The 13491-nt window shown below is 53.8% G+C and carries 11 protein-coding genes; 3 read left to right on the forward strand and 8 right to left on the reverse strand.

Annotated elements, in window-relative coordinates:
- Positions 1 to 35: 35 nt before the first annotated feature.
- Positions 36 to 1340: an inosine/guanosine kinase gene (gene gsk, locus ACLJQD_RS12835; protein WP_000671593.1), complete on the forward strand. Its 1305-nt coding sequence runs from the start codon at positions 36 to 38 to the stop codon at positions 1338 to 1340.
- Between the two features lie 48 nt (positions 1341 to 1388).
- Here gsk and ybaL read toward each other — a convergent pair whose 3' ends face one another.
- Both ybaL and ACLJQD_RS12845 read right to left on the reverse strand, forming a co-directional pair.
- Positions 1389 to 3065, reverse strand: a complete 1677-nt coding sequence (gene ybaL / locus ACLJQD_RS12840) for a YbaL family putative K(+) efflux transporter (protein WP_000546209.1) — start codon at positions 3063 to 3065, stop codon at positions 1389 to 1391.
- A 214-nt stretch (positions 3066 to 3279) separates the two neighbouring features.
- On the reverse strand, positions 3280 to 4500 hold the full coding sequence (locus ACLJQD_RS12845) for an MFS transporter (RefSeq protein ID WP_001251594.1): 1221 nt from the start codon (positions 4498 to 4500) through the stop codon (positions 3280 to 3282).
- A gap of 172 nt (positions 4501 to 4672) precedes the next feature.
- On the opposite strand from ACLJQD_RS12845, the gene ushA reads away from it, so the two are divergent.
- Positions 4673 to 6325: a bifunctional UDP-sugar hydrolase/5'-nucleotidase UshA gene (ushA, locus tag ACLJQD_RS12850; RefSeq protein WP_000670398.1), complete on the forward strand. Its 1653-nt coding sequence runs from the start codon at positions 4673 to 4675 to the stop codon at positions 6323 to 6325.
- A gap of 116 nt (positions 6326 to 6441) precedes the next feature.
- Here ushA and ybaK read toward each other — a convergent pair whose 3' ends face one another.
- The 4 genes from ybaK to copA all read right to left on the reverse strand — a co-directional run bounded on the left by ybaK (position 6442) and on the right by copA (position 11484).
- The gene (ybaK, locus tag ACLJQD_RS12855) at positions 6442 to 6921 is read right to left on the reverse strand and encodes a Cys-tRNA(Pro)/Cys-tRNA(Cys) deacylase YbaK (protein WP_000186618.1); all 480 of its coding nucleotides are present in this window, start codon (positions 6919 to 6921) and stop codon (positions 6442 to 6444) included.
- A 201-nt stretch (positions 6922 to 7122) separates the two neighbouring features.
- Positions 7123 to 7917, reverse strand: a complete 795-nt coding sequence (locus ACLJQD_RS12860) for a TraB/GumN family protein (RefSeq protein WP_000421861.1) — start codon at positions 7915 to 7917, stop codon at positions 7123 to 7125.
- Between the two features lie 85 nt (positions 7918 to 8002).
- Positions 8003 to 8830: a lysozyme inhibitor LprI family protein gene (locus tag ACLJQD_RS12865; RefSeq protein WP_017441710.1), complete on the reverse strand. Its 828-nt coding sequence runs from the start codon at positions 8828 to 8830 to the stop codon at positions 8003 to 8005.
- A gap of 152 nt (positions 8831 to 8982) precedes the next feature.
- A complete protein-coding gene (gene copA / locus ACLJQD_RS12870; protein ID WP_000083910.1) occupies positions 8983 to 11484 on the reverse strand; it encodes a copper-exporting P-type ATPase CopA in 2502 nt (833 codons plus the stop codon).
- 109 nt (positions 11485 to 11593) lie between these two features.
- Between copA and cueR the strand changes: the two genes are divergently transcribed.
- On the forward strand, positions 11594 to 12010 hold the full coding sequence (cueR, locus tag ACLJQD_RS12875) for a Cu(I)-responsive transcriptional regulator (protein ID WP_017441711.1): 417 nt from the start codon (positions 11594 to 11596) through the stop codon (positions 12008 to 12010).
- Here cueR and ACLJQD_RS12880 read toward each other — a convergent pair whose 3' ends face one another.
- Together ACLJQD_RS12880 and ACLJQD_RS12885 are read right to left on the reverse strand one after the other, a co-directional pair.
- Positions 12011 to 12463 (reverse strand): NfeD family protein, encoded by a 453-nt coding sequence (locus tag ACLJQD_RS12880; protein WP_000561177.1) that lies wholly within the window; start codon positions 12461 to 12463, stop codon positions 12011 to 12013.
- Positions 12460 to 13377: an SPFH domain-containing protein gene (locus tag ACLJQD_RS12885; protein WP_000906146.1), complete on the reverse strand. Its 918-nt coding sequence runs from the start codon at positions 13375 to 13377 to the stop codon at positions 12460 to 12462. The genes ACLJQD_RS12880 and ACLJQD_RS12885 overlap by 4 nt, the downstream gene beginning before the upstream one ends.
- Positions 13378 to 13491 lie beyond the last annotated feature (114 nt).

The raw sequence follows: 13491 nt of genomic DNA on the forward strand, positions 1-13491 counted from the left end.
ATGCAGCGCTCCGTTATTCATCCGTAAGCACAATCATGAAATTTCCCGGTAAACGTAAATCCAAACACTATTTTCCCGTCAATGCGCGTGACCCGTTGTTGCAACAAATTCAGCCAGAACAGGAAACCAACGCCTCCTGGGTCGTCGGTATCGACCAGACGTTGGTGGATATTGAGGCGAAAGTGGATGACGATTTTATTACACGCTATGGATTAAGCGCCGGGCATTCTCTGGTGATAGAAGACGAGGTGGCGGAGAAGCTGTATCAGGAACTGACGCGGGAAAATCTGATCACCCATCAGTTTGCTGGCGGCACCATAGGCAATACGATGCACAATTACTCGGTACTGGCGGATGACCGTTCGGTGTTACTGGGCGTGATGTGCAGCAACATTGAGATTGGCAGCTACGCTTATCGTTACCTGTGTAATACTTCCAGCCGTACCGACCTGAATTATCTGCAAGCGGTAGATGGCCCGATTGGCCGCTGTTTCACGCTAATTGGCGAATCCGGCGAGCGTACCTTCGCTATCAGCCCCGGCCATATGAATCAGTTACGGGCGGAAAGTATTCCGGAAGCGGTGATCGCTGGCGCTTCCGCGCTGGTGTTGACCTCATATCTGGTGCGCTGTAAGCCTGGCGAACCGATGCCTGACGCGACGATGAAAGCGATCGAATACGCGAAAAAGCATAACGTGCCGGTTGTCATGACGCTGGGCACCAAATTTGTGATCGCCGATAATCCGCAGTGGTGGCAGGCGTTTCTCAAAGAGAATGTCTCGATTCTGGCAATGAACGAAGAAGAAGCGGAAGCGCTGACCGGCGAAAACGACCCGCTGCTGGCGGCGGATAAGGCGCTGGACTGGGTCGACCTGGTGTTATGCACCGCCGGGCCGATAGGGTTATATATGGCGGGCTTCACCGAAGAGGAAGCAAAACGTAAAACCCAGCATCCGCTGCTGCCGGGGGCTATTGCTGAATTTAACCAGTATGAATTTAGCCGGGCAATGCGCCATAAAGATTGTACTAATCCGCTGCGCGTTTATTCGCATATTGCGCCGTATATGGGCGGGCCGGAAAAAATCATGAACACCAACGGCGCGGGCGATGGCGCGCTGGCGGCGCTGCTGCACGATATTACGGCGAACAGTTACCATCGTAGCAACGTACCGAACTCCAGTAAGCACAAATTCACCTGGCTGACCTATTCGTCGCTGGCGCAGGTGTGTAAATATGCTAACCGTGTCAGTTATCAGGTACTGAACCAGCATTCTCCGCGTCTGACACGCGGGCTGCCGGAACGTGAGGACAGCCTGGAAGAGTCGTACTGGGATCGCTAATCTGGCTTGCCCGATGGCGCTGCGCGCATCGGGCCGTCCGGCAAACCCTTAACTGGCGACGACTTCACCCGCGGGCGGCGTTTCAAGCAGTTCCAGCATCGCCCGGGCAATTTCTCGCTCGCCCATCACTACCTGATTAGCTCCCCGCTCGGTAATATATTTCACTTCATCATCATAGTGCGCGCGGGCGATTATCTCGATATCAGGACTTTTTTCCCGCGCTGAGGCGACAATCTCACCGGCTTCGTAACCGTTGGGGATGGTCAATAACAGCCAGCGGGCGCAGTCCAGATGCGCCAGATTCATGATTTCTTCGTTAGCGGCGTTGCCCAGCACGGCGCGAATCCCGCGTTCGCGCAGTTCATCCACGCGGGTACGGGACGTTTCGATAACCACCAGCGGAATCCCCGCCGCCAGTAATTTTTCTCCCAGCAGACTGCCTACGCGGCCAAAACCCACCAGCAGGGCATGATTACAGATATCCACCGGAATTTGCTTCTCTTCTTCGATAGCCTCTTCCAGAGTTTGCTCTTCCAGCGTTTCGGTTTTCGCCAGATACTTCTCCAGCAGGGTAAACAGTACGGGATTAAGCATAATCGACAAAATAGCGCCTGCCAGCACCAGGTTCTGTCCCGCCTGCGGCAGCAGGTTGAGCGCCATGCCGAGTCCGGCGAGAATAAAGGCGAACTCGCCGATTTGCGCCAGGCTGGCGGCAATGGTCAGCGCGGTTCGCGGCGAGTGGCCGAACATACGCACCAGGAAAAACGCAGCGATCGATTTACCAAAGACGATAATGGCAAGCGTCGCCAGCACCGCCAGCGGCTGTTGGATCAAGACTAACGGATCGAACAACATGCCGACGGAAACAAAAAACAGGACGGCAAAGGCGTCGCGCAGCGGCAACGTATCGTGCGCCGCCCGGTGACTCAGTTCCGACTCATTAAGCACCATTCCAGCGAAGAACGCGCCCAGCGCAAAAGAGACGTCAAACAGTTCTACCGCGCCAAACGCAATGCCTAACGCCAGCGCCAGTACGGAAAGGGTAAATAATTCGCGCGAGCCGGTGGCAGCGCTGCGGGCCATAATCCACGGCACCAGGCGGCGTCCTACCAGCATCATGATGGCGATAAACGCCACCACTTTACCAATGGTTATCCCCATATCGACTGTCAGCGAGGCTATGCCGACATCGCCTTTTTCCACCATGCCGGCAACGGCGGGCAGCAAGACCAGCGTCAGCACCATCACCAGATCTTCGACAATCAGCCAGCCGATGGCGATTTGCCCGCGCTGGCTATCAAGGAGTTGTCGCTCCTCAAGCGCGCGCAGCAGGACGACGGTACTGGCGGTAGACAGACAGAGCCCAAAAACGATGCCGGTCATTAATGACCATCCCAGCACGGCGGAAAGCGCCATACCCAGCAGCGTCGCCACCGCTATCTGAGCGACAGCGCCGGGAATGGCGATAGACTTTACCGCCATCAAATCCTTCAGCGAAAAATGCAGCCCGACGCCGAACATCAATAGAATCACGCCGAGCTCCGCCAGCTCCGGCGCCAGTTTGGTATCCGCAACAAAACCCGGGGTAAAAGGTCCCGCCAGAACGCCCGCTAACAGATATCCCACCAGTGGAGAAATACGCAATTTGTTGGCAATCATGCCGAGAATAAAAGCGAGCACAAGGCCGCCGACAATGGTGGTGATAAGCGGGGTAGCGTGATGCATTCCGTCTCCTTTGGTTGCTGGACTCCAAAACTCCGGGTAATAGTTTATGACAATTTCAATCAGGATGTTTATAAAAAATGGTTGTGTTTTATAAAAAGATACGATCTGAAGGCAAAAAGAGCACGGAACGTAAAAGTGATAAGTATGGGATGGACAAAGCATGATGGCATCGGGATGTACAGGCGGTTAAAGCGTACCTTTAACCGCCATAAAATCACGATTTATGTCGATTATCAGGTAAGAATATGGTCAGTATCCCCAGAAGCGGCAGGAAAGCACAGATTTTATAAACTAAATAGATACTGGTATGGTCGGCAATCAGCCCCAGCACCGCTGCGCCCAGGCCTCCCATCCCGAAGGCAAACCCGAAAAACAGGCCGGAAACCATACCGATGCGTCCTGGCAGCAACTCCTGGGCATACACCAGAATGGCGGAAAACGCCGACGCGAGAATAAAGCCGATAATCACCGTTAAAATCCCCGTCCAGTACAGCGTGGCGTAGGGTAAAACAAGGGTAAACGGCGCGACGCCGAGAATAGAGCCCCAAATCACATATTTCCTGCCGATTTTATCGCCCACCGGCCCGCCGATTACCGTCCCGGCAGCCACCGCAAACAGGAAGGCAAACAGATGGAGCTGCGCGTTTTGTATTGATAATCCGAATTTTTGCATCAGATAAAAGGTGTAGTAGCTACTGATGCTCGCCATATAGAAATATTTCGAGAAAATGAGTAGCAATAATACGCTGACCGCCAGCACGACTTTATTGCGCGGCAGCGGGTTAGCGATTATCGCTTTTGGCTTGCCTTTCGCTATCCGGTGCTGGGCTGCATACCAGCGGCTGATCTGCGCCAGCACCACGATCGCCAGCAGCGCAGCCAGCACAAACCAGGCGACATTCCCTTTGCCATAGGGCGCGATAATCACGGCGGCCAGCAGCGGGCCCAATGAACTGCCGAAGTTACCGCCGACCTGGAAGATAGACTGCGCCAGACCATGACGTCCGCCGGAGGCCATGCGCGCCACGCGGGACGATTCCGGGTGAAAAACGGACGAGCCGGTACCCACCAGCGCCGCAGCGAGCAATACGCCGCCAAAACTTCCCGCCATTGCCAGCAGTACCAGCCCGCTCAGGGTAAAACACATGCCGACAGGCAGCGACCACGGCATGGGATATTTATCCGTCCAGTAGCCGACGACCGGTTGCAGTAGCGATGAGGCGAGCTGGAACGTCAGGGTGATCAAACCTATCTGGACGAAAGTCAGCGAAAACTCCGCCTGCAACAGGGGATAAATGGCTAAGATTAGCGACTGGATCATATCGTTCAGCAGATGGGAAAGACTGATCGCGCCCAAAATACCAAACGAAGTACGTGCTTTAGCGGCCGCTGCGGGCGCGCCGGCTAACGGCTGGGTTGGTTCACTCATGGCCATAGAAAGTCACTTAAATTTTATGCGATGTTGGAGATAGTAGGATGTGTAATTATTACTTGCCTAACATACCTGTGAAATGTGTTTGAAGGAAGTCTCAATTCTGAAAACATATTTGTCTATTATTGCAAGGAAAGGTAATTTCTGCGGTTGATATTGAGTCAGGGAGAGAAAGATGAAATTTTTGAAACGGGGTGTGGCGCTGGCGTTACTGGCGGCGTTCGCGCTGACGACTCAGCCTGCACAGGCTTACGAAAAAGATAAAACCTATAAAATTACTATCCTGCATACCAACGATCACCACGGTCACTTCTGGCGCAGCGAATATGGCGAATATGGTCTGGCGGCGCAAAAAACGCTGGTGGACAGTATCCGTAAAGAGGTGGCGCAAGAGGGGGGAAGCGTCCTGTTGTTATCCGGCGGCGACATTAATACCGGGGTGCCGGAATCCGATCTCCAGGATGCGGAGCCTGATTTCCGCGGGATGAATCTGATTGGCTACGACGCTATGGCCGTTGGTAATCATGAATTTGATAACCCGCTCACCGTATTGCGCCAGCAGGAAAAGTGGGCGAAGTTTCCCTTTCTTTCCGCCAATATTTATCAAAAAAGTACCGGCGAGCGTCTGTTTAAGCCGTGGGCTATTTTTACACGCCAGGATATAAAAATCGCGGTAATCGGCTTAACCACCGATGACACGGCGAAAATAGGCAACCCGGAATATTTCACCGATATTGAGTTTCGTAAACCTGCTGAAGAAGCAAAGGTGGTGATTCAGGAACTTAATATGAATGAAAAACCGGACGTGATTATCGCGACCACGCATATGGGACATTATGACAACGGCGATCACGGTTCGAATGCGCCGGGCGACGTTGAGATGGCGCGTAGCCTGCCTGCCGGTTCGCTGGCGATGATTGTGGGCGGTCACTCACAAGACCCGGTATGCATGGCGTCGGAAAATAAAAAACAGGTGAATTACGTACCGGGAACTCCCTGCGCGCCGGATAAGCAAAATGGCATCTGGATCGTGCAGGCGCATGAGTGGGGTAAATATGTGGGCCGCGCGGATTTCGAATTCCGTAACGGCGAGATGAAAATGGTTAACTACCAGCTTATTCCGGTAAATCTCAAGAAAAAAGTGACCTGGGATAACGGGAAAAGCGAGCGTGTACTTTACACGCCGGAAATCGCCGAAAATCCGCAAATGCTCTCGTTATTAACGCCGTTCCAGAATAAAGGTAAAGCGCAACTGGAGGTGAAAATTGGTAGCGTGAATGGCCTTCTTGAAGGCGATCGCAGTAAGGTCAGATTTGTCCAGACCAATATGGGACGGGTGATTCTGGCTGCGCAGATCGCGCGCACCGGCGCCGATTTTGGCGTGATGAGCGGCGGCGGTATTCGCGACTCGATTGAGGCGGGAGATATTACCTATAAAAGCGTGCTCAAGGTACAGCCGTTCGGCAACATTGTGGTGTATGCCGATATGAGCGGCAAAGAGGTAGTTGATTATCTCACCGCCGTAGCACAGATGAAACCGGACTCCGGCGCCTATCCACAGTTCGCCAATGTGAGCTTTGTCGCCAAAGAGGGCAAGCTCACCGATCTGAAAATCAAAGGCGAGCCTGTTGATCCGGCCAAAACCTACCGCATGGCGACGCTGAGTTTCAACGCCACGGGCGGCGATGGTTATCCGCGCATCGATAACAAACCGGGATACGTGAATACCGGGTTTATTGATGCGGAAGTGCTGAAAGAGTTTATTCAGCAAAATTCACCGCTGGATGCGGCGGCGTTTACGCCAAAAGGCGAGGTGAGCTGGTTGTAGCGGTACGGATAGCCATCACTGCCTGATGGCGCGCAGCCTTAAGGCCTACGGATTATGTCTGCTGTAGGCCGGATAAGGCGTTTGCGCCGCTATCCGGCAATGTATTTTACGCAGGCTTAATCCCGACGCGCGATATCAGCGAATTTAGCCCCCAGTATGGCGGCCAAATCGTCAGCCGCCAGTTCAATATCCAGCCCGCGTTTACCACCGGAAACATAAATAGTGGCAAACGTGCGGGCTGGCGCGTCAATCAGCGTAGGCAGCCGTTTCTTCTGTCCCAGCGGACTGATCCCGCCGACCAGATATCCCGTGGTGCGTTGCGCCACCATCGGGTCGGCCATATCGACCTTTTTCGCGCCCAGAGCTTTGGCGACTTTTTTCAAATCCAGCTGTCCGGCTACAGGCGTCACGGCGACGGCCAGTTGCTTCATATCGCCATTCACGGCAACCAAAAGCGTTTTATACACCTGATCGGCGTTTAGCCCGAGCTTACGCACCACTTCATCGCCAAAGTTAGTTTCATTCGGATCGTGATCGTAGGTGTGAATGTTAAACGGAATCTTGTTTTTTTCGAGTAACTTAACTGCGGGTGTCATAACGTTCCTTCTTACTACAGACGTGATTTGCCATCAGCATACGCCCGAAAGCGGACTAAAAAATAGTATAATCTTGTGCATTAGGTCTTGGCAGTTGCGGCAACTTTGAGCGACAATCTGAAGATCCGAAGCGAAAGCGTCGGGATAATAATAACGATGAAATTCCTCTTTGACGGGCCAATAGCGATATTGGCCATTTTTTTATTTCAATATTTGCGGTAGGTTGCCTTCGCCGTACAGATGTAGCGCCCCTACGGCTACCACGTAGCGCCCCGGCGGCAGTGCCAGCAGCGCGTCGCGCCAGGCTTCATTGCGTTTTACCATCAGTACATCATACAGCGGTTGGCTAAACGTTCTGGGGAGCGAAGCGCCGACGCTGGTCGGCGGCTGTTCAAGCCACCAGCCGATCATCACCTGCAAAAGCCGTGCGTTGGTGTGCCAGTGCGTCAGCGTGTCGTCGAGCAGCGCCATCCCGCCATCGGGCAGATCGCAGAGTAGTTCGAGCTGGTGTTTCGCCCCTTCCAGCTCTTGCACCGGCAGCGACATTTCGCGGGCAGCCTGTAATAGCTGATAATCAATGCCATAGTCCGGGCGCAATCCCAGCCGTTGCGCCTGCGTGGCCTGTAGCACCATAGCTATCTGCCATAAAGGTTGATTATCAAAATGGATCAGCGGCATACCCAACTCGCTGACCCGTTTTTCCAGTGCGCTTAGCTGCCCGGCGCTGAGACGTTCGACCAACGGCGGGCATTTGGGGAGATTACTGAATGGCGTTTCGTTACCGGAAATATCCGCTTCAACGACCAGCGCGTCGGCCTGGCGTAGCTTTTTCACCAGCTTTGCTGGAAGAGGAGCCATATCGCGTGTCCCCATATGAATACTGCCAACCAGATGCAGATGACGACCGCCGGGCAGGGAGAGATCGATAGCAGGCCAACTATTTGGGGTACCACGCAGCGCGCGCCATAAACGTTTAAGTTGATTTAATAACTCCATACGCGCTCCCTTTGAAAAAGCTCATGCTAGCGCGTTGGAGAAAAGGGCGCAATGCGCCCTGACGGGACGTCAACGAACGGTCGGGTTATTCGCTGCCGTCGAGATAGGCCGTTCTGGCGATGGTCATTTCAAGCTGGCATTTATAAATACTGATGCGCTTCTCAGCAGGTATGGCCTCGGATTTTGCATCGCTAAGTTTGCCGCACTGCTGCTCTTTTTTGGTCACCCAGACTCGCTGTTCTTGTTTTAATGCCGTTCGGGCAGAGGCGGGTAGCGATTTCCAGACCTGATTAAGCTCGCGATCTCTACTCTCAAATTTCTTTGCTGCGATTTCAATCAGTGAGTTATTTTTTTTCTTTATAATGCTATCACCAGATACCGTTATTCTTGCCATTACATAAATAGATCGCGCCAATTTATCGGTTTTTTGCACAGAGGTGACAACAATATCTTTGTTGTTGTCTGCTAGCTGAATATTGTAGTTAACCTGTTTCCAGGTCACCGTATTGTTTATTACCTGTCCATCCCCTTGTGAAATATAGAATAGAGTATTTGGTAAGTCTTTCATTAATTTAAATAATGGCTGAGGAATACCCATGGCGACGGTAGCCGAGCAAGTTCGTAGGTTGGCATTTTCTGGTTGAGGGTTCTGCGTGATTACATCACTGAATTGAACAGGAATAGCCCGGAGTTGTTGCTCGTATTGAGTCTGGGGGATATCGAAGAAAAGCGTGGAGGGCTCTTTAATATAGTCTTGCTGTAAACGACCTAATGCTTCATTGTAAATCCATTCTTTTGCCGCCGTGACTGCATTATCGTTGCCACATTTTAACTCTGGAGTGGAATCAAATAACCCTGCATAACTGACGGCGGGAGAAAGCAGGAAAAGAAGCGTAACTGCTTTTCTAAACATAAATAACACATCCTTATGATTCAAAAAAACATTATAAAATGTTGATTTTTATTTTTCTACAGGATGTGCGGTTAAATTTTTATATATTGATACGGTAAATTACTGATGACTTAATAATATATCAGGCAGCTGATGCTGCCTGATAGGACTTTTTACGCTTTCGGTTTAAAGCGCAATAGCCGGTTGGCATTGCTGACGACGGTAATGGAAGACAGCGCCATTGCCGCGCCCGCTACTACCGGGTTTAACAAGGTACCGGTAAACGGCCACAGAATACCGGCGGCCACCGGGATACCAATGCTGTTGTAGATAAATGCGCCAAGCAGGTTTTGCTTCATATTGCGCAACGTCGCGCGCGAAATGGCCAGCGCATCCGCCACGCCCATTAGACTATGGCGCATCAGCGTAATCGCCGCAGTTTCAATCGCCACATCGCTGCCGCCGCCCATCGCGATACCGACGTCCGCCTGCGCCAGCGCGGGCGCATCGTTGATACCATCGCCGACCATCGCAACCTGACGACCCTGGCTTTGCAGACGTTTAATCGCATCGGCTTTGCCATCCGGCAGAACGCCCGCAATGACTTCGTCAATACCCGCTTCTTTGGCAATCGCGTTAGCCGTCGTTGGGTTATCCCCGGTGAGCATTACCAGACGGTATCCGGCGTTGTGCAGGCGTTCAAGCGCGGCAATACTATCGCTGCGCAATGGATCGCGTACCGCCAGTAACGCCGCCGCTTTACCGTCAATCGCCAGCAGGACCGGAGTCGAGCCTTGCGAGGCCTGCGCGGTGATTTCCGCCGTCATATCATCCGTGGCGACGTGCTGTTCGTTCAGCAACGCCTGGTTCCCCAGAAGCAGTTGATGGCCTTCCGCTTCACCGCTGACGCCCAGTCCGCGCAGAGTTCTGAAACCGTTCACCTGCGGCAGTTTATCGTCGCCGGCTTTTTCCAGAATCGCATGGGCCAGCGGGTGGCTGGAGCCTTGTTCGAGCGCGGCTGCCAGACGTAATGCCTGAGCTTCATCAACGCCGTTAAAGGTTTTTACCGCCACCACTTGCGGCTTGCCTTCCGTCAGCGTCCCGGTTTTATCAAAAACGAGGGTATCCAGCGTACTGGCGCGTTGCAGGGCATCGGCGTCGCGTACCAGCACGCCGAATTCGGCAGCGCGGCCTACGCCGGAAATAATCGACATTGGCGTCGCCAGGCCTAATGCGCAAGGGCAGGCGATAATCAGTACGGTGGTGGCGATGACCAGCGTATAAACAATTTGCGGCGCCGGCCCGAAGAAATACCAGATAGCGGCGCTGAACAGCGCAATGGCCACGACGACGGGAACGAATACCGCGGAGATTTTATCGGCCAGTTGGCCAATTTCCGGTTTACTGCTTTGCGCCTGGCGTACCATGCGAATAATGCGTGACAGCGTGGTATGGCTGCCCACCGCGCTGGCGCGGAACAGGACGCTGCCGTCCTGGACGACGGTGCCGGCATGAACGCTGTCGCCTTCGCCTTTTTGCTGCGGAATAGGTTCGCCGGTCAGCATGGCTTCATCAAGCCACGCTTCGCCCTGGGTAATTTCGCCATCCACCGGCACGCGATCGCCGGTAGTGAGCCGCAGCAGCATCCCTGGCTGAACGTCCGCCAGCGGGACGCTTTTTTCGCCGTCTTCTGTCACGACGCGTGCGGTGGGCGGGGTGAGATCGAGTAATTTTTCCAGCGCTTTTGAGGAACGCTGACGGGCGCGCGCTTCCAGCATGTGTCCGAGATTAATCAGACCGATAATCATCGCGCTGGCTTCGTAATAGAGGTGCCGCGCTTCCATCGGGAACCACTGCGGCCACAGGTTGACGCTCATGGAGTAGAGCCAGGCGACCCCGGTGCCGAGCGCCACCAGCGTATCCATCGTCGCCGTGCCGTTCAGCAGGCTTTTCCACGCGTTACGGTAAAAGTGACCGCCCGCAAAGACCATCACCGCAAGCGTGATCAGGCCAATAGCCAGCCACAGGCTGCGGTTGTCGCCGGTCACCATCATGTTATCGCCGATCATCCCCCAGACCATGACCGGTATACCGACCGCCAGGGCGACGATGGCCTGCCAGCGAAAACGTTTCATAGTGGCGATGGCGGTTTCCTGCTGGCGCTCGCGGCGTTTGATGTCATCTTCAATCGCCTCTGCGCCGTAGCCAGCTTTTTCCACCGCCTGCACTAAATCAGCGGCGGACGCGCTGCCCATCACCAGCGCAGTGCGTTCCGCCAGGTTTACCCGTGCCTGCGTGACGCCCGGTACGCTTTGTAGCGCATGTTGTACGCGGGTGACACAACTGGCGCAGCTCATGCCGCTTAACAGCAACTGTTGGCTTTCTTCATCGGCCGTCGCTACCGGAAGCTCATGAGGAACCGCTGCCAGTGCTTCCGACGGGATTGATGACTCCGTCAGCGGTTTAGCCTTTGGGTGGCTTAACGTCGCGCCATACCCGGCTTGTTTGATGGTTTCAATTAACGCGTCCGCACTGGCGGTACCGGTAACGTGCGCTTCGGTTACGGTGACGTCCGCCAGCTCAACATCCGGACGTTGTTCAAGACTTTCTTTCACGCGTTTAACGCAATGACCGCAGGACAAACCGTCCAGGGTCAGGTCGATAGTTTGAGACATAGTAAAAACTCCTTTATGATTGGTCATCAATTCATTGACCTTAGTAATCGTAGTGACTCACTGTGATAAAGGTTAAACCTTCCAGCAAGGTTAAGGTCAAGGGGGAAATATGAATATTAGCGATGTGGCGAAAAAAACCGGTTTAACCAGCAAAGCCATTAGGTTTTATGAAGAGAAAGGTCTGGTGACGCCGCCATTACGTAGCGAAAATGGTTATCGCACCTACACGCAGAAGCATTTAAACGAGCTGACGTTGCTGCGACAGGCGAGGCAGGTGGGGTTTAATCTGGAAGAGTGTGGCGAACTGGTCAATCTGTTTAACGATCCGCGACGCCATAGCGCAGATGTGAAAAAGCGGACGCTGGAAAAGGTCACGGAGATCGAGCGCCATATCAGCGAGCTGCAATCAATGCGCGATCAACTGCTGGCGCTGGCGGAGAGTTGTCCCGGCGATGACAGCGCCGACTGCCCGATTATTGATAATCTTTCCGGCTGCTGTCATCACAAGGCGCAAAAGCCACGTTGATTAAACGGCACGAATGCGTAAGGTGATGCCTTCCACGGCGATCACTTCGACATGCGTACCTGCGCGCAGGTCTTCGTCAGCGCATACCGGCCACGAGCTGTCGCCGACACGCATATGACCCCGTCCGTTCACTAACGCGGCATCAAGCATAAACCGGCGGCCTACCAGTTGTTGTCCGCGTTGGTTAAGGCGGCTGTCGGTCGGCTTCTGTTCCCGCACGCGACGCGCCAGCCAGCGCCACCAAAGCCAGGCCGCCAGCAACGTTAAGGCCGCAAACAGCACGCCCTGCCATTCCCAGCCGAGCGGTAAGAGCCAGACGGTTAAGCCGGTAATCACTGCCGCCACGCCGCTCCACAGCAAATAGCCGTTACCGCCGAGCATTTCCGCAGCCAACAACAGGCCGCCGAGGCTAAGCCAGAAGATATGCGGATGCACCAGAATCATCGCTATCATGCTTTTTTCCGTTCGCTGGCGCTGTCCTTAACCAGCTCGCTGATCCCGGCGATAGCGCCCATCAGACTGCTGGCATCCAGCGGCATCATGACCACTTTGCTGTTATTCGCCGAGCCGATTTGCTGTAACGCTTCGGTGTATTTCTGCGCCACAAAGTAGTTTATCGCCTGAATATCCCCGGCGGCGATGGCTTCAGACACCATCTGCGTAGCGCGGGCTTCCGCTTCGGCGGAACGTTCGCGCGCTTCCGCCTGCAGGAAAGCGGACTGACGTTCGCCTTCGGCTTTCAGAATCTGCGACTGTTTTTCCCCCTCGGCTTTCAGGATTTCCGCCTGACGTACCCCTTCGGCCTCAAGGATATAGGCGCGTTTGGTACGTTCCGCTTTCATCTGGGCGTTCATCGAGGAGATCAATTCCGCGGGCGGGCGGACATCGCGAATTTCGATACGGGTAACTTTAATTCCCCACGGGTTGGTGGCTTCATCGACAATATGCAGCAGCCGCGTGTTGATGCTGTCGCGCTGGGAGAGCATTTCATCCAGCTCCATCGAACCGAGCACCGTACGGATATTGGTCATGGTCAGGTTAATGATCGCCAGTTCCAGGTTGCTGACTTCATAGGCGGCGCGCGGCGCATCGATAACCTGAATAAAACAGACCGCATCGATAGTGACGTTGGCGTTATCTTTTGAGATAACCTCCTGCGACGGAATATCCAGCACTTGCTCCATCATATTGATCTTGCGGCCAATTCTGTCCATAAACGGTACAACAAGGCTTAATCCCGGCTGCAGGGTTTTGGTGTAACGTCCAAAGCGCTCCACCGTCCACTGGTATCCCTGCGGAACGATTTTGACGCCCGCGCCGACGATCACCAGCGCGACGAAAATGAGAATAGGGATAAGAATGAGCATAGCTAAACCTCCTGTTGCGTTGTCCATAAACCGATTTTGCTGACGAATTAAGCGAATTATACCTGATTCAGTAAAGCATGTTCCCCCCTTATTAATTACAGGGATACACTATCG

The organism is Salmonella sp. SAL04214 (assembly GCF_046550615.1).
Lineage (GTDB): Bacteria > Pseudomonadota > Gammaproteobacteria > Enterobacterales > Enterobacteriaceae > Salmonella > Salmonella enterica.